Below are 24,015 nucleotides of genomic sequence, written 5' to 3' on the forward strand. Positions count from 1 at the left end.
TCAGAAGTAGTCACGTACCAACACTTCCGCAATTTGCACCGCGTTAGTCGCTGCACCTTTACGAACGTTGTCCGCCACAACCCACAAGTTCACGCCGCTGTGATGACTGATGTCATTGCGAATACGGCCGACCATCACATGATCTTTTCCGCCAGCATCACGCACTTGCGTTGGGAAGTCTTCCCCTTGGAACACTTCCACACCATCCGTTTGTGACAATAGCTCAATCACCTGCTCGGCATCGATTGGCGCACTGGTTTCTACGTGTAGCGCTTCCGCATGACCATAAAACACGGGCACACGAACACAAGTTGGGTTCACCATGATCGACGGATCATTGAAAATCTTTTGCGTTTCCCACACCATTTTCATCTCTTCTTTGGTGTAGCCGTTGTCCATAAACACATCGATTTGTGGAATGCAGTTAAACGCAATTTGTTGGCTGAATGCTTTGTTCTCCGCAGGAATCCCGTTGAGCAGCTTCGCCGTTTGGCCAGCCAATTCATCAATGCCCGCTTTCCCCGCCCCTGAAACCGACTGGTATGTCGTTACGTTGATGCGTTCAATGCCTACTGCGTCGTAAATCGGCTTCAGCGCCACCAGCATTTGAATGGTAGAGCAGTTAGGGTTGGCAATGATATTGCGGTTACGAAACTCTGCAATCGCTTCAGGGTTCACTTCAGGCACAACCAACGGGATATCGTAGTCGTAACGGAAGTGCGACGTGTTGTCGATCACAACCACACCCGCATCCGCAGCAATCGGCGCCCACTGTGCAGACAGATCACCACCGGCTGAAAACAGCGCAATGTGCACTTGTGACCAATCAAACTCTTCCACGTTTTGGACGCGGACTGTTTTGCCGTTGAAACGGTAGGTTTTCCCTTCGCTACGCTCACTTGCGAGCAGGTACAGTTCGCCGACAGGAAACTTACGTTCCTGCAGCACTTCTAACATGGTTTCGCCTACGGCGCCTGTTGCGCCAAAGATGGCAACATTAAATTCTTGGCTCATTCGTTACCTCAATTTTAAAACCTAATTTCGCCAGTGGCTCCAGATGACAGGTCGCCTCTCCAACGAGTGTGATCGCGCTATACTCACGTCTGTCCCAATATTGTTTACGCATTTGGTCAAACGCGCCAGGTTTGTGTATTTCGCGACGGAACAGGGCGTCATCACGACGCACATCGTAAATCAGTTGTGTGAGTGTCAGCAGCGTCGCTTCATCCCATGCACGATCTAACGTGACTTCTGGGATTGGCGCCACAGGCAACAAGGTTGAAGGGTTCGCCCACAACGCGTTCCCAAGGAACTCACAGTAACTGTTAAAAATCATCGTTGTGCCACGCGCTTTACCTTCGAGGCCATACCCGGCCACGTGCGGTGTAGCAAACGCCAGCAACGGCAGCAATGCCATATCCACTTGCGGTTCAAATTCAAACACATCCAACGCCGCGGTAAAACCGTCACCTTGTTGCAGGCGCGCTTTGAGCGCGTCGTTGTCGACCACTGGACCACGCGCAGCGTTGATCAGAATCTGATCGCTGCGCAGGTTCTCCAACACCGTGCTGTCAATCAAATGATGGGTGGGCCATTCCCCCTCGGTGGTGATCGGCGTGTGCAGCGTGATCACATCCGACTGGCTCAACAGCACGTCCAGCGGCGTGAATTCACGGCTGTCCCCTTGTGCCTGTTTCGGTGGATCGTTCAACAGCACGTTGATCCCCATTCCCATCAAACATTCAGACAAATACGTCCCCACCTGACCGGCACCAATGATACCGACGGTTTTATCAAATACCGAGAATCCCTGTTGCTGTGAAAGCACCATCAGCACGCTGAACACGTACTCCGCCACGCCCACTTTGTTACAGCCTGGCGCCGCGGTAAAGAAAATGCCACGCTCTGCCAGCAGCGCTTGGTCCACATGGTCCATACCTGCCGTCGCAGTGCCGACGAATTTTAACTTGTTGGCTTTGCTAATCAGCGCTTCATTCACCTTCGTTACAGAACGAATCATCAGCGCATCCACATCCACCAAGTCGTCTGCCGTCAATGTACGGCCCGGTTTCAGAACCACTTCGCCAAGCTGACTAAACAGCTCTGCGGCGTAAGGCATATTTTCGTCGATCACAATTTTCATAACAGAGTTCACACTATTTGAATTGACTGGTTGTTGTGTTGGAAAGTTTGCAAGGCATTGTGCAGAAAAGCACTGCCGGTGTCGAGGACTAAAGGGGCACGAATAAAAATGCCCGATGGCAAATTCGCCACCGGGCAACATCCAGAACAAAAGGATCCTATCCCGCTCTCCATGGGACAGAGTCTGCGTCTGTTCGATCAGCGAAGCCGATCAGTTCTGGAAACCTTTTACCTAAAGGTATGAGGTGCTTAACCTTGGTATTTTTTGATCACGAGCGTTGCGTTCGTGCCACCAAAACCAAAGCTATTCGACATCACTGTCGTTAATTCTTGCTCACGCGTCTCTGTCACAATGTCCAGACCTTGCGCCGCTTCATCCAAGTTTTCAACGTTGATACTTGGCGCAATGAAGCCGTGGTGCAGCATCAGCGTTGAGTAAATCGCTTCGTGTACACCTGCAGCACCCAGCGCGTGACCTGTCATCGCTTTGGTTGCCGAAATCGCAGGGCTGTTGCCACCGAAAATCTGTTGAATCGCGCCCAGCTCTTTCACATCACCTACTGGTGTTGATGTACCGTGCGTGTTCACGTAATCCACTGCTTCTACGTTTTGCATCGCCATCTTCATGCAGCGCACTGCGCCTTCACCCGATGGTGCAACCATGTCGTAACCGTCTGAGGTTGCGCCGTAGCCCACGATCTCACCGTAGATTTTCGCGCCACGCGCCAATGCGTGTTCTAACTCTTCCACCACGACCATACCGCCGCCGCCAGAGATCACGAAACCATCGCGGTCTGCATCGTACGTACGAGACGCTTTTTGTGGTGTGTCGTTGTATTTGGTTGACAGCGCACCCATCGCATCAAACATCATGGTCAATGACCAATCGAGTTCTTCACCGCCGCCGGCGAATACGATGTCTTGCTTGCCAAGCTGAATCAATTCCATGGCGTTACCGATACAGTGTGCAGATGTCGCACAAGCTGAGCTGATCGAGTAGTTCACACCACGGATTTTAAATGGAGTCGCCAAACAAGCAGAAACCGTTGAAGACATCGTGCGCGGCACCATGTAAGGACCAACACGTTTCACGCCTTTCTCACGCAACGTATCAACTGCCGTGACCTGGTTCATTGAAGACGCACCGCCTGAACCCGCGATGATACCAGTACGATCGTTTGACACTTGCTCCGGAGACAGACCAGAATCCGCAATTGCTTGTTCCAGAGATAGGTATGCATACGCCGCCGCATCACCCATAAAACGCATTTGTTTACGGTCGATGTGCTCAGCAGGGTTAATTTTCAGATCACCCCAAACTTGCGAGCGAAGACCGTTCTCTTTGAATTGCTCAGAAGCATTGATGCCTGACTTACCTGCTTTAAGAGACGCTAAAACTTCTTCGACGTTGTTACCGATACTTGAAACAATACCCATACCGGTGATTACGACTCGTTTCATGTGACATTCCTATAATTCAAAATTCCGCTAAATAATAACGAAGAAGGACAACAAAAGTGGTCAGCTTTCCCATAAATCCGTACAATCTCAGCCCATATTTCCGCCAGATTTCATAGAATCCATTCATAATGACTTCCATTACTCACGCGCAGCTCGGCTGGAACGATGTCGGCACACCGGTTTCAGACCAATTTGACGATGTCTATTTCTCGAACGTCAATGGCTTGGAAGAAACCCGCTACGTGTTTCTGACTCAAAATCATCTCCCACAAAGATGGCATGAATATGACCAACGTCGTTTTGTGGTGGCTGAGACGGGCTTTGGGACCGGCCTCAACTTCCTTGCCCTATGGCAATGGTTTGACAAGTTTAGACACCAAAACCCGCAAGCGACACTAAAATCGTTGCATTTCATCAGTTTTGAGAAATATCCGCTCAATAAAGACGATTTAATCAAAGCGCACGAGTCCTGGCCGGAACTGGCCGACTACGCCAAACAACTGCACGAACACTACCCGATTGCGGTGCCGGAATGCCATCGCATCGTGTTGGCAGACGGCGCCGTGACGCTCGATCTGTGGTTTGGCGACATCAAAGATTGTATGCCAAACGTTCCGGTTCCCGCCCAAGGTTTAGTGGACGCTTGGTTCCTTGACGGCTTTGCGCCCAGCAAAAATCCGGAAATGTGGAATCAAAACCTGTTCAACGGCATGGCAAAGCTGGCCAAACAAGATTGCACCTGCGCCACCTTCACTTCAGCCGGCTTTGTTCGCCGTGGCTTAATTGAAGCCGGGTTCGCGATGAAAAAAGTCAAAGGCTTTGGCACCAAACGGGAAATGATCGTGGGGTCCCTCACCGAGAAACATCCCGACAGTAACATTAAACCGTGGTACAAGCTCAACCCCCTAGAGAACGTTCATGATGTGGCCATCATTGGTGGCGGTATCGCCAGTGCAGCGCTAGCGAAATCGCTGAGCGAGCGCGGTGTGACCGTCACCTTGTATTGTGAGGATGATGCACCCGCACAAGGCGCATCCGGAAATCGTCAGGGCGCGGTTTACCCACTGTTGAATGGTGAGCACGTGGGGGTATCTCGTGTGTTTGCGCCTGCATTTCTCTATGCTCGTCAATTTGCCGAGCGTGCAGCAAAGCACATCGACTTCGATCATGATTGGTGTGGCGTCACCCAGCTGATGTGGGATGACAAATCGGCCGTCAAACTCAACAAAATGATCGACGGTGAGTTTTCAGCGCAATTGGTGACCCAACTCGATGCGGAGCAAACGTCCGCCATGATGGGGCTGCCCGTCTCGGTGCCGAGCGTTCATTACCCGCTCGGGGGCTGGCTGTGTCCGGCGCAGCTCACCATAGGGTTGCTCGAGAAACTCCGTGAGGAAGGCAAATTAACCGCGCATTTCAATCACCGCGTGACGGCCTTGAATTGGGATGCAGCCAACCAAGTGTGGCACCTCAGCGTTGCAGAGCGCCAAGCCGAACACCAATGCGTGATCGTTGCCAACGGCCATCAGTTTGATGCCTTTGAGCAGACTCAATCGCTGCCACTCGGCAAAGTCAAAGGTCAGGTCAGTCACATTCCGACCAATGACACACTCCAACAACTGCGCACCGTGCTGTGCTATGACGGGTACATGACCCCCAATAACCCAGCCTCAGGCACCCATTGCATCGGCGCCAGCTATGATCGCACGCACCTCGATTGCGAATTCGACCCTGCCGCGCAAATCGAAAACGGCGCCCGTCTGACAAAATGTATTGCCGACCAACACTGGCCAACATTGGTCGATACCCGCGACAACGCCTCTCGCCAAGGCATTCGTTGTGTTAGCCGCGATCACTTGCCGTTTGTGGGAAGTATCGGCAACCTAGATGCGATTTTGCGTCAGTATCATGACCTCGTCCATCAAGATGAGCAGCATGCCGAACCAGTCGCGCAATATCCGCACTTGTATGGCTTGCTGGGATTGGGCTCGCGCGGCCTCAGCTCCGCGCCATTGCTGGCGGAAGTGTTGGCCTCCATCATTTGTGGCGATCCGCTGCCGCTGCCCGTCGATGTGATGGAGACGCTGCACCCAAGCCGCATGTGGGTACGCCGCTTGCGCAAAGGCAAAGCGCTCAGCGAACAATAATCGCGCCCATCCGCCAAAATACAAATCAGTAGACACACAAGTCAGCAGACACAAAAAAGCCTCGCAATGCGAGGCTTTTTCTTGATGAAAACTGTGCAAATTATGCCAGTGTTGCCACCGCTTGTTGAATTTCAGTGGCGATGGCTTCGTTGGTCACTTGACCGCTTGCGAGATCAAAGTTGTCGTAGAAGCTTGGTACAGAAACCGACGCTTTGACATTGCCACCAAAGAATGGCGCTGAACCTTTTGCCGCCGCCAAGACTGATTGTGCGCCGCCAGGGCCCGGTGAGGTTGCAAGGTAAACGGCCGGTTTGTTTTTAAACATTTCACGATCGATACGTGAGGCCCAGTCAAACAAGTTTTTGTATGCCGCTGGGTAGTGGCCGTTGTGCTCAGCAAAAGAGATCACAAACGCATCAGCTTGCGCCAAATCGCGTAGGAAGCCTTGTGCACCTTCAGCTTGGCCAATCTCTTTTTCAAGATCTTCACTGAACATCGGAACGTTGTAGTTGTTGATGTCCAGAACCTGAACGTCAGCGCCATCGATGAGATTCGCTGCATAGGTTGCCAAAGCTTTGTTGATTGATGTTGAGCTAGTGCTAGCCCCAAATGCGATAACTTTCATGCTGATATCCTTAAGTGCTCATTTGATGAAACTAGATTAAACATTCAGCACGCCAGCCACAACCGTAAAAATTGTAAGGAGTTATTCGAATAAATTGAATGACCCAGACGCAACCTGCCACGGCGGTCAATTACACCAACGCCACCAGTTCACGCCACAGATCCGAGACAATCACGCGGTCGGCCGGATTGAGCTCTGAACGCGCCGCATCCAAGCTCTGTTCAATGCGATTTTTCAGCTCTTCCACATCCTGCACACCGTCGTCTTCACACGCCGCCGCCGATAACGAGATATGACCACGCAGATACCCTCCCGCAAACAATTCATCAGGGGAAGCGGTTTCGATGCGGGTGTCGATCAGCTCAAGGAGTTTTTCTTCAAATTCAATAATCATATTTATCTCGTTACTTCACTAAAAATTGGTCTGCGGTTAAAGGTGCGATGTGGTAAAAAGCGCGCAGTGCCTCCGACAACATCTTCACTCGCTGCGGCAATCCATCGGCTAAAATACGCAGCACTTCTTGATGCACCGTGTGCATAAACGCCAGTCGATCAGGCTCAAAATCGCCGTTGAGGTTGTCACAACTGACGGTAAAAGGAAACCCTGCACTCCGTGACAAAATCCATTCGTATGCCTGTGGGCGTACTTCCACTTTCTCAAACGCCGCTTGAACCGCCTCCGTGCGGCCATCCGGTTCATACCAATAGCCAAAGTCTTCCAATAGACGGCGCTCTGGCCCCGCCACGCACCAATGGGCGATTTCATGCAACGCAGAGGCATAGAACCCGCGCGCGAAGATGATGCGGTGATAAGCAACGCTATCATCGGCAGGTAAATAGATCGGTTCATCGCCCCCGAGTTCCAACTGGGTGTTGAATGAGGCAAAGAACGTCTCATTAAAAATGGTGATCAAATCTGTGTAGTGATGAGTCATAACATTACGGCTAACGATCCTCGACGCGGTGCATTCTGGCGATTTTTTTGTTCCGGGTAAAGATTTGCAACAAAGTTCATTAGTTTTAGTAATCCGGCAAACGGTTTCTTTGCACAAAATCTCATTCGTCAACGACGCACTTTCCCTCTACACTTGCGCCTTTTACGGCGCATACGATTCATAGGGTCTTTTTCGATGCTTTTGAGTGTTTTATATATTATCGGGATTACCGCAGAAGCCATGACAGGCGCATTGAGCGCAGGCCGACGCAAAATGGATTGGTTTGGTGTCATGCTGGTTGCCAGCGCAACCGCCATTGGCGGGGGCACGGTGCGCGATATTCTGCTGGGTCACTACCCGTTGGGTTGGGTGAAACATCCAGAATACTTGGCCATCACTTGCTTAGCAGGGGTTCTGACCACCGGCATTTACCAATGGGTAATCAAACTCAAAGGACTGTTTATTCGCTTGGATGCGCTGGGGCTGATTGTGTTTAGCATCATCGGGACCAAAGTTGCGATGGGCATGGGCCATCATGCGATGATCTGCATGGTTGCGGCGCTGGTCACAGGGGTATTTGGTGGCCTGCTGCGCGATTTGATCTGTCGTCAGCAACCTTTGGTGCTACACGATGAGCTTTACGCCTCGGTCACCTTGGTCGCATCCGGTTTGTACTTGGGCATGCTAGAGCTGGGCATCAATGACGTCACCACCACCATCGTCACCTTGGTGGTCGGTTATACGCTGCGCATGGCGGCTGTCCGCTTTAAATGGCGCTTGCCGTCATTCCATCTGGAAACGGAAAACTCATTGCACTGATGCATTGCATTGAGCATTGATACATAAAAAAACGCCCCTATCATTGGGGCGTTTTTGTTTGATGTTTGTGGTGCGATTAAATCATCGGCGTTTCCGTGTGCACGCCGTGGTTTTGACCACGGTGACGCAACAGATGATCCATCAACACAATTGCCAGCATTGCTTCAGCAATAGGCACTGCGCGAATGCCCACACATGGATCATGACGACCTTTGGTGATGAGCTGCGTTGCTTCACCCGTGCGCGTGATGGTGTCGCCCGGAACCGTGATGCTTGATGTGGGTTTCAGGGCAATGTTTGCCACCACATCCTGACCGGTTGAAATGCCGCCAAGAATGCCGCCCGCATGATTGCTTGCAAACCCTTCTGGCGTCAGCGGATCACGATGTTGGCTGCCTTTTTGCTTCACCACATCAAACCCGTCACCGATTTCTACGCCTTTCACCGCGTTGATGCTCATCAGCGCGTGAGCAATATCGGCATCCAAGCGATCAAACACTGGTTCACCAAGGCCCACTGGCAGATTGGTTGCTACAACCTGAATCTTGGCACCAATCGAATCGCCCTCTTTTTTCAGATCGCGGATCAGTTGATCAAACGCATCCACTTTGTCGACATCCGGACAGAAGAACGCGTTGTTGTCGATTTCATTCCAGTCCACTTTGTCGATCGACACATCCCCCATCTGTGACAGGTAGGCGCGAATCTCAACGCCGAATTCCTGCTTGAGGTACTTCTTGGCAATGCCACCTGCCGCCACGCGCATCGCGGTTTCACGTGCCGACGAACGGCCGCCGCCACGGTAATCTCGAATGCCGTATTTCTGATGGTAGGTGTAATCCGCATGACCCGGACGGAACTTGTCTTTAATGTCGGAATAATCTTTGGAGCGTTGATCGGTGTTTTCAATCAGCAGTCCAATCGAGGTGCCGGTGGTTTTGCCTTCAAACACCCCCGAAAGGATTTTCACTTCATCCGGTTCACGACGCTGTGTGGTATAGCGCGATGTGCCCGGACGGCGACGATCCAAATCCACCTGCAAATCTGCTTCACTGATCTCTAAGCCCGGAGGGCAACCGTCAACGATACATCCCAGTGCGATACCGTGACTTTCCCCGAATGTCGTCACTCGGAAATGTTGTCCGATACTATTTCCTGCCATTACTTCCTCAAATTAGCTTTCCGCAAGCCTGAACGTTTGGCTCGCGGCACACATTACAATTCTTCGTGGATTCATAGTCGCTTGATTACGAAATGATGTAAAGCCCCAAAATCGAACAATTTTGCGAGGCACAAAAAAGCCGGCGCAATGGCCGGCTTAGGTCGTTAATATGGGTAATTTGAGCGGCTTAGTCGCGGTAAAGCGAGAAATCGCTCGCGCATTCCACCAGTTGTTCACGGGTCAACAGGAACACGCCGTGACCGCCGTTTTCAAACTCCAACCAGGTAAACGGAATGTGCGGATATTGATCCATCAAGTGCACCATGGAGTTACCCACTTCACACACCAGAATGCCGTTGTCTGTCAGGTAGTTTGGTGCATTCGCCATAATGCGGCGCACCAGTTTCAGGCCGTCAGTTCCGGCAGCCAAGCCAAGTTCTGGTTCATGTTTGAACTCATCAGGCAGGCTGTTCATGTCTTCCTGATCCACATACGGTGGATTGGTGACGATGATATCGTACGGCGCTTGCGGCAAATCACGGAACAGATCCGAGCGGATCGGGAACACTTGTTGCTCCAAACCGTGGTCTTGAATGTTTTGCTCAGCCACTTGCAGCGCATCGGCTGAAATATCAATCGCATCCACTTCGGCATCTGGGAACGCATGCGCACACGCAATCGCGATACAGCCACTGCCAGTACACAAGTCCATAATACGAGTCGGTTCATTGATCAGCCACGGTTCAAACTGGGCTTGAATCAACTCACCAATCGGTGAACGTGGCACGAGCACGCGCTCATCGACGAAAAATTCTAAACCACAGAACCACGCTTTATTCGTCAGGTAAGCGACTGGGGTACGGTCTTTGATTCGTTTGATGACACGTTCAACCACGCGCAGACGTTCACTGCTGGTCAAACGCGAGTTCAACACGTGAGGAGGCACATCAATCGGCAAATACAGCGTTGGCAGAATCAACTGAACCGCTTCATCCCATGCGTTATCGGTGCCGTGACCGTAAAATAAATTCGCAGCATTAAAGCGGCTCACTGTCCAACGAATCATATCTTGAAGCGTATGCAGTTCAGAAACCGCTTCATCCACAAAAATCTTATCCAAAATTGCCTCCGAAAAGCGCTACAATACTGCTAATTCCGATTAACCACAGAATATTTATTCCCTAATGAGCAAAAAAGACACCGATTTCAACGACGATCATGATTTCGATGCTGATGATGATTTCGCTTTATTTCAGGATGCAGTAAAGGGCGTTAAAAAGTTTTCGCAGGATACCATAATCCAGCAGCCAAACAGAAACCCCAAACAAAAAGAAATCCGCCGTAGCGCACGCGAAGCGCGAGACAACGACTTCTATTTTTCCGATGAGTTTGTCCCCATGCTGAGCGAAGAAGGCCCGATGCGTTATGCCCGTAGCGATGTCTCAAAGTACGAAGTCAAACGCCTGCGACGCGGCGTCTACGTGCCAGATGTATTTCTTGATATGCATGGCATGACACAACAAGAAGCCAAACGCGAATTGGGCGCGATGGTCGCATACTGCATTAAAGAAGGCGTCCATTGTGCTTGTGTGCAGCACGGGATTGGCAAACACATTCTGAAACAGAAAGTGCCCTTGTGGCTGGCGCAGCATCCCGAAGTATTGGCGTTTCACCAAGCGCCACTCGAATTTGGTGGCAATGGCGCATTACTGGTGCTGCTGTCGGTGCCGGAGAAATAACACAACGCCCCAATCTTTGGGGCGTTGTTGTTGATGGGGTCAGTAGCGCATGTCCGGCGGAATCGGCATGTTCTCGTCTTTCAATTGTGGGCGCTGGCCGCCCTTGCGTCGATATTGTTTGAGCTGGAATACGTACGCCAACACTTGCGCGACCGCCACGAACAAGCCATCCGGAATTTCCTGCTCCAATTCAGTGGTGTGGTACAACGCACGCGCCAAAGGCGGCGCGGGAATAATCATGATGTCATGCTCGCGGGCCACTTCCCGAATCTTCAAGGCCAAATGGTCGATCCCCTTGGCGACCACCACCGGCGCTCTATCGGTATTTTGCTTGTAGCGCAACGCCACCGAGAAGTGATCCGGGTTGGTGATGATGACATCGGCCTGCGGCACATCGGCCATCATCCGTCGCTGGGCGGCTTCCCGTTGCAGCATACGAATTCGACCCTTCACTTCCGGTTTACCTTCCGTGTCTTTGTATTCGTCTTTCACTTCCTGCTTGGTCATTTTCAGTTGGTTGGCGTGTTGCCAAATCTGAAACGGCACATCAATCGCCACCACCACCAGCAACGAACAGCTGATCAGCAACACGAAGTTGAGCAGAATATCCAACGCATGGAAAATGTTTTGCGGGAAAGTATCCAGGCTAAGCTGAAACAGATCCTGCTTTGACGCTTCAATCAAATAGAAGGCGACGCCGGCCACCAGCAAGACTTTCAGAATGGATTTGAGCAACTCGACCCAGCTTTGCAGGCCGAACATGCGTTTCAAACCGCTCAGTGGATTCATTTTCGAGAACTTTGGCATCGCCGCTTCGGCAGAGAAGTTAATGCCCCCCACCCCAGCGGCGCCAATCAGCGCCGCGACAAACAGCGTGATGAGAATCAGCAGCAGCGGCAGGATCAAATTGACCATCGCACCCGAGACGATATCAAACAGTTTGTTGACGTCGAAAATCTCTTCGCGGCTCAGATTGAACAAACGCCCCATGGCAGCATACAACCCGCGTGCGAGCGCATCACCGAACCACATCAGTGATAATGCGCCCACCACCAGCACGGAAACCGACGCCAACTCCTTCGAACGCGCAACCTGGCCCTTTTCTCGAGCCTGTTGCAACCTTCGGGGCGTGGCCTCTTCGGTCCTTTCTTGTCCGTCTGATTCTGCCAATTCAGCCTCCTAAACGGGTCAACACGCGAGACGAATCAGGCGACAGACTTGCTGCTCGCCCTCCGCCCAGAACAGTTCATAATGCGAGAAAAGTCCGCTGAGGATGTACCAACACAGCAGCAAACCAACCAACAGCGCAAATGCAAAACCGAGTGAGAAAATGTTCAACTGCGGGGCCGCCCGCGTCATGACACCAAACGACAAGTTCACCGTCAGCAGCGCGACAATGCCCGATAGCGACATACTCAGCGCCACTTTGAACATGGTGCCAAGCCATAGCGCCAACTCACGAAAATCAACCGCAGTTAACGAATGAGTACCAATCGGTAAGCTCTTGAAGCTGAGCACCACCAGATGAATCATTTTTAAGTGCCCGTCGCTGACCAAAAAGAACAGCGTGGCCAGAAACATGAACAATTGACCGAGCAGCGGCGTGTTCTGGCCGTTGGCCGGATCCACCATCGATGCAAACCCCAAGCTCGATTGCATGCCGAGGATTTGCCCCAGCATCACGAAAGTTTGAATCATAAACTGCGTCACCATGCCCATCGCCACCCCGATGATGATCTGATTCAGCGTGGTCAAAAAGCCATTAAACGACAACAACTCAAGGTCGGGAGGCACTGCAGGAATCGCTGGCATGACTGCAAACGTGATCGCAAGCCCAAGGTAGAGACGAATACGGGTGGAAACAAAACGCGCCCCGGTCACCGTCATCACCATCAACATCGCGGAGATACGGGCGTAGGGCCAAAAGTAGTTGGCAATAAACTCAAGGATGACGCTGGTTGGGTACTCCATAAGCCGCCCTAATACAGCACCTGAGGCAAGCGCTCAATCATGGCGAAGAAGAACTCCATCATCATCTGCGTCATCCAGTGGGCAAACAACATCAGCGCTAACAAGGTCACAATCAGACGCGGCAAAAAGCTCAGCGTCTGTTCGTTAATCGAGGTGGCGGCTTGGAACACCGCCACCACCAAACCAATCAGCAAGCTTGGCACAATGATCGCACACACCATGATCAGCACCATCCACAGCGCATCACGGAACATTTCGACAAAGACTTCAGGTGTCATGATCGTCCCCCGCTACATGGCAAAACTGCCGGCCAGCGTCGAGAGGATAAGGTTCCACCCATCCACCAACACAAACAGCATCAGTTTAAACGGCAATGAGACAATCATAGGCGACAGCATCATCATACCCATCGCCATCAGCACCGAGGCGACCACCAAGTCGATGATCAAGAATGGTAAAAACAGCATAAAACCAATCTGGAACGCTGTTTTCAGCTCCGACGTGATGAACGCCGGGATCAGCACCGCCATCGATACATCTTCCGGGTTTTGCACTTCTGCGCCCGCAATATTGACGAACGTTTCCAAATCTTTGACGCGCGTTTGCTTGAGCATGAAGGCTTTCATCGGCTCCTGAGCGCGATCAAACGCCTGGCGCGCCGAAATTTGCTCATTGAGATACGGCTGAATGGCCTGATCATTAATCTTGTTCAGCACCGGCGACATGATGAAAAAGGTCAAGAAGATAGCAATGCCGACGATGACTTGGTTAGATGGCGTCTGTTGCAAACCCATGGCTTGGCGCAGAATCGACATCACCACCACAATCCGGGTGAACGAGGTCATCAAAATCACCATCGCAGGCAAGAAGCCCAGCATGGTCATCAGCGCCAGAATTTGCAGGTTGACCGAATAGTCTTCGCTGCCATCCGGGTTGGTGGTCATGGTGAACGCAGGAATGCCGCCGCTGCCACTCGCACTGCCCAGCGCCATGGTGCGGGAATTGCCCTGCTCTCTTTCCATCGCAGACACCGTCACACTGCTCGCTCCGGCGGCCGTGGCCGGAATCGGCGTCTCTAACTCCTGCTGCGCACTGGCGAGCGGCGCAAACAGCAGCGCGCTCAACCACATCACCATCGCCACACGGTGCGTGAGCACCGACAGCACATTACTCAGACGTTTTCTTATCATGCTTTTTCAGTAGCTGCGTCAATTGGTTCGAGAAAGGCGTTGACTCCAGCTCCTCCTGCTTGAGTGGCGTTTCCAATTTTGAAATCAGTTGAATCGACTGCGATGTTACGCCGATCAGAAATTGTGCGTCACCGGCCTGCACAATCATCACCCGCTCTTTGGTACCGACGGGCAACTGGCGAACCACGCTCAGCCCCTTTTGCTGGCCAAATGCAGGCACGCGCATGCGTTTCAACAGCCAAGCCATAAAAAGGATCAGCGCAATAACGAACAAAAGCGACCCGAACGTGGTCGCTAAATCCAGTGATGTGTTTTCGGCCGCCAACGCAGGTGCCGAAAACAATCCTAAGCTTATGAACTTTTTCATAAGCTATCTCAGTTTCTTAATGCGTTCAGTCTGGCTGATCACGTCGGTGAGACGAATACCAAATTTGTCATTGACCACCACGACTTCGCCATGGGCAATCAAAGTGCCGTTCACCATCACATCCAGCGATTCACCCGCAATGCGGTCCAACTCAACCACGGACCCTTGGTTCAATTGCAGCAGGTTACGAATACTGATTTTTGAACGCCCAACTTCCATGGAAATGGTCACCGGAATGTCCATGATGGTGTCGAGCTTACGACGTTCATCATCGGAAATTGGCGAGGTGGTGTCTTTGAGTTCATCCAGAGGTGCCGCGAGCACTTCATCGACATCGATGTCTGGCGCGGAAGGATCTTCGCCCAGCGCCGCTGCCCACTCATCTGCCAGCTTTTGATCATCTGATTTTGACATCTTTGTTACCTATTGTTTTATTCTACCGTTTCTTCATCTTCATCCTCGTCGTTCTCCAGCTCAGCAATAATATCTTTGCCTAAGAACGCAAGGTCGGTTTTCACCACATCCGGGCGACGGATTTTTTCGGAGACCTGGACCGCCAGCTTCTCTCCCGAACGTCCCATTTTCACGCGATACGTCGGTAATTCTTCGACGAACATGGTCGCATGTTCGGGCATTTTAATGGGAATGATATCGCCGACTTGCAGCTCCATCAGATCGCGCAGGGCCAAATCTTGTTCCAGTAGATTCACACGAAAATTCACCGGCACATCCATGATTTCTTCCCGCAGCGCAGAACTCCAGCGCACGTCGGTTTCCATCTTGTCCGATTGAACACCGGCATCGAGCAGCTCGCGAATCGGCTCCACCATGGAGTACGGCATCACAATATGGAAATCGCCGCCCCCGCCATCGACTTCGATGTGGAATGAACTGACGACGATCACTTCAGTCGGGCTGACGATGTTCGCCATGCTGGGGTTCACTTCGGAATCGAGGTACTCAAATTCAACCCCCATCACCGGCGCCCAAGCGTCTTTGTAATCACCAAACACGATTTTAAGCAGCAACTGAATAACGCGACGTTCAGTCGGCGTGAATTCGCGCCCTTCAATCCGCGCGTGATAGCGACCATCCCCGCCAAAAAAGTTCTCCACCAAGATGAACACCAAGCGCGCTTCCATGGTCACCAAAGCCGTCCCTTTTAACGGACGAAAACGCACCATGTTCAAACTGGTCGGGACATACAGCGTGTTTTGGTATTCACCAAATTTCATCATCTGCACACCGTTGATGGAGACTTCGGCGGTTTTGCGCAGCATGTTAAATAAGCTAATGCGCATGTGACGAGCAAAACGTTCGTTGATCAGCTCCAGCGTCGGCATTCGGCCACGCACGATCCGATCTTGCGACGAGAAGTCAAACGAGACCGCACTGGCGTCCGAGGTGTCTAACTCTTCTTCGGCTTCATCGACACTGTCTACCCCGTGGAGCAGCGCATCGATTTCGTCTTGGCTTAATAAATCAGTCACGAGTCACCTACTGCATTACAAAGTCAGTAAACAGAACGCGTTCAATCACCGGTTGACCAACCACTTTGGTCATCGCCGCTTTAATGTCATCGGTCGCTTTGTCACGCAATTCCACACGTCCGGTTGCGCTACGCAATTGCTCCACAGTGGCAGATGCAAACGTTGCCAACAACGTACTTTCGACCAACGGCGAGTGGTAACGCGCCAAGCCTTCATTTTTGCTGCCGCGCACCATCAACTGCACTTTGATCTGCACCATGCGATCACGCGTATCGCCGCTGACGTTAAACACGAACGGCTGAGCGATGTTGACGTAAGACACCGGGTCTACGGGAGCTGCCGCTTCTTGAGTTGTTTCCGCTTTCGCGTCTGCACCGCTGTCTGAGCCCATGAGGAAGAAAGCAGCACCGCCCCCGCCAAGCAGCAACACAACGGCCGCCACAATGATGATCAGCAGTTTCTTTTTGCTCTTCGGGGCGTCTTGTGGGAGTTCTTCAACAGCCATAACCTACTCTATGTCGTTATTTTCTATTTAGTTTAAGCGTAATAACTGATTCCATCACGCTTTGATGCCACATTCAAATCAAGTTTGACGTCTGTATCAATATTTTCTTCACCGCCAAAGTGCTCATTGCCTGCCGATTGACCAGACTGGCCGCCGCTTCCCGCCGCATAGCGCTGCTGCTGCCCCGAGTTCTGTTGCTGCACCGACGTATCCGCCAGTTGCACGCCTTGCTGAGCAAGCATTTCTCTCAACCTTGGCATCGAGTGTTCTAGCACATCACGCGCCTGTTGGTTTGAGACGGTAAATTGCACGTTTGCGCCATCGCCATGCATGTTCAGGCGAATGTGCAAGCGGCCCAATTCTGGCGGATCAAGACGAATGTCAACATGCTTTAAGTTTTTCGACATCATGACCTGCACGCGCTCGGCCAATTCATCGGCGGTCATTTCTTTGCTCAGTTGCATCGGCACCGATTGCGGCTGCTGCACTTGCTCACCACGCAGATTCTGCGTCACGTTTAAGCCTTGCTGACCCGCCGCAGCGGCCACTTGATGGGCGAAATGGCCATCACTACCAGTGCTCCCCTTCACATCCTCAATGCCACCCAACCCTTTGGTTTGCAGCGCCGCTTTCAGCATCGCTGGGGTAAGTGACTCTGCTTTGCCCGCGAGCTCAGCATGCAGCATGGGAACGGCGTGGCTTGCCCCCTGTGCGGGATGCGCCGAAGGATGGGCAGCATCGGCTTGCGCTACGGGCTGACCTTGCGCCGCTAACGCGTGTTGGGTCTGTTGTAATGAAGACTGCGCTTGCTGCTGTTGAGCCGATGTTGCATGCTGCGCTCCCGACGCGAGGTGCGCTGACACTGCTGATTTGGCTTTCGCCCCATCCTCATCGCTCACGTCATCTAACGGCGCATGATGCGCCTGATCGGCATTGGCTTTGGCCCACGGCATTGCCGCGGCTTCCATCGGTGACAATGGCTGACTGTTTGGATCCGTTGCGCCATCTACCGGTCCGGCTTGGGTCTGAACAGCCATGAGCGCCGCCATGTCACTGTCGCTCAATGCATGGATATTTTTGTTCGCTTTGGCTGCTTTCAATTCGGGTGACACGTCGTCTTCTGCGACCGAATTAGAGACCTGAAGGCGCTGCGCTTGCAACGCCTGAAGTTCATCCTCACTCAACGATTCAAGTGCGGGATCTTGCTGGGCTTGAAGCTGCGCTAACGCATCATCAGTTATCGCATCGGCCTGCACCTTGCCACCACTGCTGGCTTGTTCAGTGGCAACCGAGGCGGCCAGCTCACTTGTAGGAACCGTCTGAGGCAAACTCTTGCCGTTGTGCTGAGACAAAGCTTGATTCGCTTGTTGCAGCCGACCGAGCAACGCGCCACCGTCGCTCATCGCCTGAGCCGTTTTGGCGGACGTTGCAGCGTTAGCTTTGTTCGCATCGCTGGCGACAAAACGTTGTAAATTCTTTGGAATTTCAGCACGTTGCTTTGACGTATTCGCACTGTTGGGTTGATTTTGATTGGCTTTGCTACTGTCGGCAGGCTTGCCTTGTCTGAGCACGGCATCAGTGCTGGTCGCAGCTGTATTTTTGGCGGCTGCACTTTTCGCGGGATCAGCACCGGGGGTGGCAACTGGCGTCACTTGACCCGCACTCACTGATGGCGTGGCCACCTTGGTGTTTGCATTCGCGTTGGCGTTTCCAGTGCCAACACGCTGACCTTCCGCGTTAGGTGTCGCGCCAAAGAAAAACGCAGACAACTGATCCAAAAAGCTCCCGTTGTCTCCGGCGTCACCCTCTTTAACGCTTTGTCCAGCAACGCCTTTAGTCACCGCGGTGACTTTCGCATTATCAACTGAAGAGGTGGAATTGACGTTCATATTCACTTAGCTCGCATTTCGTACTGCATCAAACGCTACCGCAAGACCGGCTGTCAGTAGCACAGAGTTTTCAAACTTATTGCGTGTACTTTTGCAAAAAACACGCCAATTCCATCTAATCCATAAGGAAATTAGCGAAAGTTGGAATCAGCACGACGTCGGTTAAAGCTGAGTGTTGAAAATTCATCCATCAGCTTCTGTTCACGTTTTTCTTGCAGGCGAGCTTTTTCCGTGTGCTTCTTCTCAATCAGCCATTCGTAGGAGCGGCGCTGCTTGCGCACTTCCATCCAATGCTGTTCACAGTTCTCGACCTGAGTTTTGAAGTGCTGCTCGGCATTGCGCTGTTTGGCTAGTGTTTCATCGAGCTGTGTTAAAAAGCGGTTCAAGTGTCCATATTGGCTAGCGGTTAACCCGGCTTGACCGCGCTCCACCAGTTGCTGGCAATATTCGAGTCGATATTGCTCAATCTGCTTTAACTGATGGTAGTAACCGTCAAGCTCACTGCGCGCTTTACCAAGCGCCATCACAGCTTTGTCTTCGTTGTCTCGTGCTTGATCAAGCAAAAACTCCAGCGCGTTATCCATTCACCTACCCCAAACTCAAGACGTTTTTCAGCATGCTCACGCACATCTCGTACGGCACGGAATCTTTCATGCCCTGTTGCAGGTAGTTGTCCAGTTTTGGCTTCAAGGTAAAGGCGCTATCGATGGCCTGATCGGTGCCCGGCTTGTACGCGCCAATCGACACCAGATCTTGGTTCTTGCGGCAAATCGACAGAATCTGACGCACGGCTTTTGACATCAGGACATGTTCATCGGTGGTGATTTGCGGCATGACCCGGCTGACGGATTTCTCGACGTCAATCGCAGGGTAATGACCGGCATCGGCCATTTCACGTGAAAGTACGATGTGACCATCGAGGATTGCCCGCGACGCATCGGCAATCGGGTCTTGCAAATCATCGCCTTCGGTCAGCACCGTAAAAAATGCGGTAATTGAGCCTTGATGCGGGCCGCCGTTCCCGGCACGTTCCACCAGCGCAGGCAGTTTCGCAAACACCGATGGCGGATACCCTTTGGTCGCTGGCGGTTCACCGACCGACAGCGCGATTTCACGCTGAGCCTGAGCGAAACGGGTCAACGAGTCCATCAGCAGCAACACATCCAAACCTTGATCGCGGAAATACTCCGCAATGGTCAGGGCCGTTTGGCACCCTTTCAAGCGCATCAACGGTGACGCATCGGCAGGCGCCGCAACCACAACAGAACGTTGCCGGCCATCGACGCCTAAAATTTCTTCAATAAATTCTTTTACTTCGCGGCCACGTTCACCAATCAGCCCGACCACCACCACTTGCGCTGTGGTGCCGCGCGTCATCATGCCCAGCGTGACCGATTTACCCACACCGGAACCGGCAAACAGCCCGATACGCTGACCTTTGCCAACGGTCAGCAGCCCATTGATTGCTTTGATACCCACATCCAGCGGCTCGCTGATCGGTTTACGGGCCAGCGGGTTAATCGGCTGCGCATTGAACGAGGCGCGTTGGTCGGTATAAATCGGCCCCAGCCCATCAAGTGGATTGCCCACACCATCAATCACGCGCCCGAGCAGTTCCATGCCCACCGACAAACCAGCTTCTTCAGTGAGCGGCGTCACTTTTGCACCGGGCAGGACACCCGTGATCTGTTCACTCGGCATCAAAAACAGACTGTCCCCAGAAAAGCCCACCACTTCCGCTTCCATTTCACCGGACATGGTTTGCACTTTGCACAGCGAACCTATCGGCGCTCGACAGCCAGTGGCTTCAAGCGTCAGCCCCACCACGCGAATTAACTTACCGGACGCCACTGGGCGACTGGTGAGTCCTTCGGTTTTGTACTGCGCTAAACGATCCGCCAGTGCCAGCATTATTCATTACCTTGTTGATGACGATTGGTGCCACAAAAACTGTGTAGCACGTTGCGAATGCGCTCTTCCATGCGGTAGTTCACACTCGATTCCGCCGCTTCAATTTGCACATCGCCCCGATTAAGCGCGGGCTCATTGACCAACGTCCAGTGACGCTGCTCCAGCTCTTGCTCGCCGTACGCTTGTTTGATGATGTCGCCATCGTCTGGATTGAGTTTGAGCGTGATGGCGTGGCCTGCAATCGGCAGCGCTTCCACAGAAGCTTTGACGGTGTCGAGGATGACTTGCGGATTGGTCTGCACTTCAACGTGCACCACTTCTTTCACCAGCGTCAGCACCATGTCCACCAGCTGTTTTTCCACCTGCGCGTTCATCAGCTCCAATGGCTGCGCAAACTGATTGGCTAGACCGACGAAGGTATGGACATGCTCTTCAATCACCGATTGACCCGCTTGCAACCCTTCGTCTTTCCCGGCAGCCAGTCCTTCTTCATGACCTGCCTGAAAACCGGCCTCTTTGCCTTGCTCGAATCCTTGCTGATAGCCTTCGGCTTGCCCCTGCTCAAGACCTTCCTGATGGGCAAGCTGCTTGATCAGTTCGATGTCTTGCTCAGTCAGTTGAACCGGCTCCTCATTCTCCGGCTCATCAAAACTCGGCATCCAGCTGGGATCGTAGTTCATCGCCGTTTCACGGGCGTGTTTATGCGTTTCCGCGCCATAGTCTGGCAGCCCCCACTTTTTCGGAGGCTCCACTGTGTTATCCGACCCTAAACGAATAAAACCGCGTTTTCTATCACCTGACATGGTTCACATCCTACCCAAAGATAAAAAGGGCCCGCTGATTCAGCTGGCCCTTGGCATTACAAGAATTCGTCTGCCCCGCCAGACAACATGAGTTCTCCGTTGTCGGCCATTCGGCGGGCAATCGCCAAAATTTCTTTCTGCGCCGCTTCCACATCGGAGACCTTGATGGGCGGCATCGCCTCGAGGTCGTCTTTCATCAGTTCAGCAGCACGTTTCGACATGTTCTTGAAGATCTTGTCGCGCAGCGTATCGTCGGCGCCTTTGAGTGCTTTTTGCAGCACATCTTGAGGCACATCGCGTAGCAGTTTCTGAATCCCTTGGTCGTCGACTTCGACCAAGTTCTCGAACACAAACATCAGATCCTGAATCTGCGTTGCCAAGTCTTCGTCTTGGTCGCGCATCTGGTCCATCAACACGCCTTCGATGTTGTTGTCCAGGTAGTTCATGATATCGGCGGCGGCTTTCAGGCCGCCAATTTTCGCAGCTTGCGCGCCCGCTTGACCAGCGAACTGTTTCTCCATGATTTCGTTCAACTCCGCCAATGCCGATGGTTGAACTTCTTCCAAGTTGGCAATTCGCATCATCAAATCAAGGCGATCCCGCTCAGAGAACTGCGCCAGAATCTCGGCGGATTGATCCGGTTCAAGGTACGACAACACGATGGTTTGAATTTGCGGGTGCTCGTTGACGATGATACTCGCCACCTGACGGGGATCCATCCACTTGAGTGAGTCCAGACCTTTTGAGCCAGTGCCGAGCAGAATTTGATCCACCAAGTTATTGGCTTTGTCTTCACCCAGAGCGGCGATCAACGCATTACGCATGAAATCTTCGCTGCCCATACCGATATTGGTGTACTTCTGAATATCTTCCAAAAACGCGCGGTGCACGGCACTCACTTTGTCTTGGCTTAAATCTTTGGCGCGGGCCATGGCACTCCCCACGCGCTGAACCTGTTTCGGTTCTAAATGACGAATAATACCCGCAGCGTCTTCTTCATTGAGGCTGAGCAGCAAAATGGCAGCCCGCTCTTCGCCGGGAATATTGGAAATATCAACCGATGATTCGACCACTTCACCACCATCTTTTTTTACGATTTCGTTAGGCATTTTGCATCCAGTTCTTCACAACTTGAGCCGCCAATTCAGGCTCGTTGGCCACCAGAGCACGTACTGCTTTCAGCACATCCTCATCCTTGTGTAGATTTGGCAGGTCGATGCCTGAACCAAATTCGAACAACTCGCCACCTTCAATGTCTGAGCCAATCAGGCTGGTTTCACCATCCGCACCGATAGGCAACCCATCCGGTCCGTACAGTTGTTCGTCGTCTTCTGCCGCTGGGTTGAGCAGTTTCTTCAATGCTGGACGCACCAGCACCAGTACCACCACAATAATCACCAACGCACTTGCCAACCAACGAATCCAATCGCTAAAGTTCGGGTTATCCCAAATCGGCACATCCGCCAATTGGTCCATCTCCGGCTCAGCAAACTGCATGCTCAGCACATTCAGCAAGTCGCCACGATTTTCATTGTAGCCAACGGTACCGATCAGCACCTGACGAATCGAGTTCAGTTCACTCTCGCTCAGTGGCGTATAAGTCACTTCACCGGTATCAGCGTTAACGCTAGAACGGTTCTTCACCGCGACCGCCACGGTTTGACGATTAATCACCCCGGTTTGTTTGCGTTCATGACTGATGGTGGTATCCAGCTCAAAGTTACGCGTGGCTTCTTTGTGCACGGAGCCTTGCCCCATCACCGAACCATCTTTCATCTGCGCCACATCTTGCGGAATCGACGCATCTGCCGGCGGTTGGTTACTCAGCGCACCCGGCACGCCAGCAACCACGTTACCGTTGTTGTAATCTTCCAGTGTGTATTCACTGCGAGTGGCAGGCGTGTTCGGATCGAAGCGCTTGCGTGTTTGTTCAATCGCACTGAAGTCGAGTTCAATGTCCACCTGCGCGGTGTAGTTGCCTAACCCCAAAATCGGAATGAGGACTGAATCAATTTTGTCACGCAGGTTTTGCTCTTGTTTGCGCTCCAGCTCTTGCTCTTTGCGACGAGCGGCCGAGACCGGATCTTGCGAGCCTGAGCTCAGCAGACGACCGTGTTGATCGGTAACCGTGACACGCGTCGGCGTCATGCCCGGTACGGCACTCGCCACCATATCAACGATCGAATCGACTTCTTCTTGTTTGAGGTTAGAGCCTGTGCGCAGGGTTAAGAAGACCGACGCGGAGGCTTCTTGATTATGACGCACAAACACGCTCTGTTTTGGCAACGCCAACAACACACGTGCTTTGTTCACTTGACGCATCTCTTCAATGGCTTTGCCGAGCTGACGCTCGCGGCTCAGTTTGAGACGCTCTTGCTCAAGGCGTTGAGACACACCAAAGCCCATGTCTTGCAGCAGAATGTCATCTCCCGCTTGACGAGACTGGTTAAGCCCGGCGCGAACCATGTTGAGTTTGATGCTGTTGTAATCGCTGTTCGGCACCAGAATGGTATTGCCGTCCAGTTTGTAGGTCTGTTTCTGTTGGTCGAGATAATCCAACACAGGGATCAGTTCTTCGGTTTCATAGGCGCCCAGGGGACGCATTTCTGGCTCTTTGACCCAGAAAAAGAGCATCACAATCAAAGCCACACAGATCGAAATCGACAGCACCAGCACAATCTGACGCAGCAGGTCGAGGTCGCCCATGGCAAAATCAAGTTTGGAGGAGCTTTTTTCGTCTAAATCCGGGTTTTGCGCACCACCGTCAAGATCGGTGCTGGACACCAATCCATGTTCACCGCCGTTAGACAGTGCCAGATCCGTCGTTTGCTTATCGTCAGCCACAGTTCACACCCTACA

At 52.4% G+C, this 24,015-nt stretch carries 25 protein-coding genes; 3 read left to right on the top strand and 22 right to left on the bottom strand.

Annotated features, from left to right (window positions below):
- From ACS18Q_RS10595 to fabB, 3 genes are all read right to left on the bottom strand, one after another.
- A complete protein-coding gene (locus ACS18Q_RS10595; RefSeq protein WP_004724610.1) occupies positions 1-1,014 on the bottom strand; it encodes an aspartate-semialdehyde dehydrogenase in 1,014 nt (337 codons plus the stop codon).
- The gene (locus ACS18Q_RS10600; RefSeq protein ID WP_004724612.1) at positions 998-2,143 is read right to left on the bottom strand and encodes a 4-phosphoerythronate dehydrogenase; all 1,146 of its coding nucleotides are present in this window, start codon (positions 2,141-2,143) and stop codon (positions 998-1,000) included. Before ACS18Q_RS10600 ends, ACS18Q_RS10595 begins: the two co-directional genes overlap by 17 nt.
- A 248-nt stretch (positions 2,144-2,391) precedes the next feature.
- Positions 2,392-3,603 carry a beta-ketoacyl-ACP synthase I gene (gene fabB / locus ACS18Q_RS10605; protein WP_238773208.1) on the bottom strand — a complete coding sequence of 404 codons (1,212 nt, stop codon included), beginning with the start codon at positions 3,601-3,603 and terminating at the stop codon, positions 2,392-2,394.
- Between the two features lie 128 nt (positions 3,604-3,731).
- Between fabB and mnmC the strand changes: the two genes are divergently transcribed.
- Complete coding sequence (mnmC, locus tag ACS18Q_RS10610) at positions 3,732-5,750, top strand: bifunctional tRNA (5-methylaminomethyl-2-thiouridine)(34)-methyltransferase MnmD/FAD-dependent 5-carboxymethylaminomethyl-2-thiouridine(34) oxidoreductase MnmC (protein WP_441257070.1); 2,019 nt, start codon at positions 3,732-3,734, stop codon at positions 5,748-5,750.
- Positions 5,751-5,850: 100 nt separating this feature from the next.
- On the opposite strand, the gene ACS18Q_RS10615 is transcribed toward mnmC, so the two are convergent.
- From ACS18Q_RS10615 to ACS18Q_RS10625, 3 genes are all read right to left on the bottom strand, one after another.
- Entirely contained in the window at positions 5,851-6,375 is a 525-nt protein-coding gene (locus tag ACS18Q_RS10615; protein WP_004724621.1) for an NADPH-dependent FMN reductase, read from the bottom strand.
- Between the two features lie 130 nt (positions 6,376-6,505).
- On the bottom strand, positions 6,506-6,769 hold the full coding sequence (locus ACS18Q_RS10620) for a YfcL family protein (protein WP_004724623.1): 264 nt from the start codon (positions 6,767-6,769) through the stop codon (positions 6,506-6,508).
- Between the two features lie 10 nt (positions 6,770-6,779).
- On the bottom strand, positions 6,780-7,310 hold the full coding sequence (locus ACS18Q_RS10625) for an elongation factor P hydroxylase (RefSeq protein WP_004724625.1): 531 nt from the start codon (positions 7,308-7,310) through the stop codon (positions 6,780-6,782).
- Positions 7,311-7,505: 195 nt separating this feature from the next.
- Between ACS18Q_RS10625 and ACS18Q_RS10630 the strand changes: the two genes are divergently transcribed.
- A complete protein-coding gene (locus tag ACS18Q_RS10630) occupies positions 7,506-8,129 on the top strand; it encodes a trimeric intracellular cation channel family protein (RefSeq protein ID WP_004724627.1) in 624 nt (207 codons plus the stop codon).
- A 76-nt stretch (positions 8,130-8,205) separates the two neighbouring features.
- On the opposite strand, the gene aroC is transcribed toward ACS18Q_RS10630, so the two are convergent.
- Positions 8,206-9,291: a chorismate synthase gene (gene aroC, locus ACS18Q_RS10635; protein ID WP_004724629.1), complete on the bottom strand. Its 1,086-nt coding sequence runs from the start codon at positions 9,289-9,291 to the stop codon at positions 8,206-8,208.
- 187 nt (positions 9,292-9,478) lie between these two features.
- Positions 9,479-10,411, bottom strand: coding sequence for a 50S ribosomal protein L3 N(5)-glutamine methyltransferase (gene prmB / locus ACS18Q_RS10640; protein ID WP_004724631.1), 933 nt, complete (start codon positions 10,409-10,411; stop codon positions 9,479-9,481).
- 64 nt (positions 10,412-10,475) lie between these two features.
- Here prmB and smrB point away from each other — a divergent pair, with 64 nt between their 5' ends.
- Entirely contained in the window at positions 10,476-11,030 is a 555-nt protein-coding gene (gene smrB, locus ACS18Q_RS10645; RefSeq protein ID WP_004724633.1) for an endonuclease SmrB, read from the top strand.
- A gap of 39 nt (positions 11,031-11,069) precedes the next feature.
- On the opposite strand, the gene flhB is transcribed toward smrB, so the two are convergent.
- The 14 genes from flhB to fliF form a co-directional block, all read right to left on the bottom strand.
- The gene (gene flhB / locus ACS18Q_RS10650) at positions 11,070-12,200 is read right to left on the bottom strand and encodes a flagellar biosynthesis protein FlhB (protein WP_038150802.1); all 1,131 of its coding nucleotides are present in this window, start codon (positions 12,198-12,200) and stop codon (positions 11,070-11,072) included.
- 18 nt (positions 12,201-12,218) lie between these two features.
- A complete protein-coding gene (gene fliR, locus ACS18Q_RS10655) occupies positions 12,219-13,001 on the bottom strand; it encodes a flagellar biosynthetic protein FliR (protein ID WP_014204623.1) in 783 nt (260 codons plus the stop codon).
- An 8-nt stretch (positions 13,002-13,009) separates the two neighbouring features.
- Complete coding sequence (gene fliQ / locus ACS18Q_RS10660) at positions 13,010-13,279, bottom strand: flagellar biosynthesis protein FliQ (RefSeq protein WP_004724641.1); 270 nt, start codon at positions 13,277-13,279, stop codon at positions 13,010-13,012.
- A 12-nt stretch (positions 13,280-13,291) separates the two neighbouring features.
- Positions 13,292-14,191 (bottom strand): flagellar type III secretion system pore protein FliP, encoded by a 900-nt coding sequence (gene fliP, locus ACS18Q_RS10665; RefSeq protein ID WP_004724643.1) that lies wholly within the window; start codon positions 14,189-14,191, stop codon positions 13,292-13,294.
- Positions 14,169-14,558, bottom strand: coding sequence for a flagellar biosynthetic protein FliO (gene fliO / locus ACS18Q_RS10670; RefSeq protein WP_004724645.1), 390 nt, complete (start codon positions 14,556-14,558; stop codon positions 14,169-14,171). The genes fliP and fliO overlap by 23 nt, the downstream gene beginning before the upstream one ends.
- Positions 14,559-14,561: 3 nt before the next feature.
- Positions 14,562-14,972, bottom strand: a complete 411-nt coding sequence (gene fliN, locus ACS18Q_RS10675; RefSeq protein ID WP_004724647.1) for a flagellar motor switch protein FliN — start codon at positions 14,970-14,972, stop codon at positions 14,562-14,564.
- Positions 14,973-14,989: 17 nt separating this feature from the next.
- Positions 14,990-16,048, bottom strand: a complete 1,059-nt coding sequence (gene fliM, locus ACS18Q_RS10680; RefSeq protein ID WP_004724649.1) for a flagellar motor switch protein FliM — start codon at positions 16,046-16,048, stop codon at positions 14,990-14,992.
- 7 nt (positions 16,049-16,055) lie between these two features.
- Positions 16,056-16,553, bottom strand: coding sequence for a flagellar basal body-associated protein FliL (gene fliL, locus ACS18Q_RS10685; protein ID WP_004724651.1), 498 nt, complete (start codon positions 16,551-16,553; stop codon positions 16,056-16,058).
- A gap of 32 nt (positions 16,554-16,585) precedes the next feature.
- Positions 16,586-18,442 (bottom strand): flagellar hook-length control protein FliK, encoded by a 1,857-nt coding sequence (locus ACS18Q_RS10690; protein WP_441257071.1) that lies wholly within the window; start codon positions 18,440-18,442, stop codon positions 16,586-16,588.
- 131 nt (positions 18,443-18,573) lie between these two features.
- The gene (gene fliJ, locus ACS18Q_RS10695; protein WP_441257072.1) at positions 18,574-19,026 is read right to left on the bottom strand and encodes a flagellar export protein FliJ; all 453 of its coding nucleotides are present in this window, start codon (positions 19,024-19,026) and stop codon (positions 18,574-18,576) included.
- Positions 19,027-19,030: 4 nt separating this feature from the next.
- Positions 19,031-20,353, bottom strand: coding sequence for a flagellar protein export ATPase FliI (gene fliI / locus ACS18Q_RS10700; protein WP_004724657.1), 1,323 nt, complete (start codon positions 20,351-20,353; stop codon positions 19,031-19,033).
- Positions 20,353-21,156, bottom strand: coding sequence for a flagellar assembly protein FliH (fliH, locus tag ACS18Q_RS10705; protein ID WP_441257073.1), 804 nt, complete (start codon positions 21,154-21,156; stop codon positions 20,353-20,355). The genes fliI and fliH overlap by 1 nt, the downstream gene beginning before the upstream one ends.
- 56 nt (positions 21,157-21,212) lie before the next feature.
- Positions 21,213-22,265: a flagellar motor switch protein FliG gene (fliG, locus tag ACS18Q_RS10710; RefSeq protein ID WP_004724661.1), complete on the bottom strand. Its 1,053-nt coding sequence runs from the start codon at positions 22,263-22,265 to the stop codon at positions 21,213-21,215.
- Positions 22,258-24,000, bottom strand: a complete 1,743-nt coding sequence (gene fliF, locus ACS18Q_RS10715) for a flagellar basal-body MS-ring/collar protein FliF (protein WP_004724662.1) — start codon at positions 23,998-24,000, stop codon at positions 22,258-22,260. Before fliF ends, fliG begins: the two co-directional genes overlap by 8 nt.
- Positions 24,001-24,015 lie beyond the last annotated feature (15 nt).

The sequence above is a fragment of the Vibrio sp. Vf1514 genome, from assembly GCF_052076135.1.
Classification (GTDB): domain Bacteria; phylum Pseudomonadota; class Gammaproteobacteria; order Enterobacterales; family Vibrionaceae; genus Vibrio; species Vibrio furnissii.

What these genes read in the sequence shown, in the direction of transcription:
- fliG (WP_004724661.1), bottom strand. Translation starts at nt 22,265, where the DNA reads ATGCCTAACGAAATCGTAAAAAAAGATGGTGGTGAAGTGGTCGAATCA.
- ACS18Q_RS10600 (WP_004724612.1), bottom strand. Translation starts at nt 2,143, where the DNA reads ATGAAAATTGTGATCGACGAAAATATGCCTTACGCCGCAGAGCTGTTT.
- fliH (WP_441257073.1), bottom strand. Translation starts at nt 21,156, where the DNA reads ATGTCAGGTGATAGAAAACGCGGTTTTATTCGTTTAGGGTCGGATAAC.
- fliQ (WP_004724641.1), bottom strand. Translation starts at nt 13,279, where the DNA reads ATGACACCTGAAGTCTTTGTCGAAATGTTCCGTGATGCGCTGTGGATG.
- fliO (WP_004724645.1), bottom strand. Translation starts at nt 14,558, where the DNA reads ATGAAAAAGTTCATAAGCTTAGGATTGTTTTCGGCACCTGCGTTGGCG.
- ACS18Q_RS10690 (WP_441257071.1), bottom strand. Translation starts at nt 18,442, where the DNA reads ATGAACGTCAATTCCACCTCTTCAGTTGATAATGCGAAAGTCACCGCG.
- fliR (WP_014204623.1), bottom strand. Translation starts at nt 13,001, where the DNA reads ATGGAGTACCCAACCAGCGTCATCCTTGAGTTTATTGCCAACTACTTT.
- ACS18Q_RS10625 (WP_004724625.1), bottom strand. Translation starts at nt 7,310, where the DNA reads ATGACTCATCACTACACAGATTTGATCACCATTTTTAATGAGACGTTC.
- fliP (WP_004724643.1), bottom strand. Translation starts at nt 14,191, where the DNA reads ATGATAAGAAAACGTCTGAGTAATGTGCTGTCGGTGCTCACGCACCGT.
- fliN (WP_004724647.1), bottom strand. Translation starts at nt 14,972, where the DNA reads ATGTCAAAATCAGATGATCAAAAGCTGGCAGATGAGTGGGCAGCGGCG.
- smrB (WP_004724633.1), top strand. Translation starts at nt 10,476, where the DNA reads ATGAGCAAAAAAGACACCGATTTCAACGACGATCATGATTTCGATGCT.
- mnmC (WP_441257070.1), top strand. Translation starts at nt 3,732, where the DNA reads ATGACTTCCATTACTCACGCGCAGCTCGGCTGGAACGATGTCGGCACA.
- fliI (WP_004724657.1), bottom strand. Translation starts at nt 20,353, where the DNA reads ATGCTGGCACTGGCGGATCGTTTAGCGCAGTACAAAACCGAAGGACTC.
- fliL (WP_004724651.1), bottom strand. Translation starts at nt 16,553, where the DNA reads ATGGCTGTTGAAGAACTCCCACAAGACGCCCCGAAGAGCAAAAAGAAA.
- ACS18Q_RS10615 (WP_004724621.1), bottom strand. Translation starts at nt 6,375, where the DNA reads ATGAAAGTTATCGCATTTGGGGCTAGCACTAGCTCAACATCAATCAAC.
- ACS18Q_RS10620 (WP_004724623.1), bottom strand. Translation starts at nt 6,769, where the DNA reads ATGATTATTGAATTTGAAGAAAAACTCCTTGAGCTGATCGACACCCGC.
- aroC (WP_004724629.1), bottom strand. Translation starts at nt 9,291, where the DNA reads ATGGCAGGAAATAGTATCGGACAACATTTCCGAGTGACGACATTCGGG.
- ACS18Q_RS10630 (WP_004724627.1), top strand. Translation starts at nt 7,506, where the DNA reads ATGCTTTTGAGTGTTTTATATATTATCGGGATTACCGCAGAAGCCATG.
- ACS18Q_RS10595 (WP_004724610.1), bottom strand. Translation starts at nt 1,014, where the DNA reads ATGAGCCAAGAATTTAATGTTGCCATCTTTGGCGCAACAGGCGCCGTA.
- fabB (WP_238773208.1), bottom strand. Translation starts at nt 3,603, where the DNA reads ATGAAACGAGTCGTAATCACCGGTATGGGTATTGTTTCAAGTATCGGT.
- fliJ (WP_441257072.1), bottom strand. Translation starts at nt 19,026, where the DNA reads ATGGATAACGCGCTGGAGTTTTTGCTTGATCAAGCACGAGACAACGAA.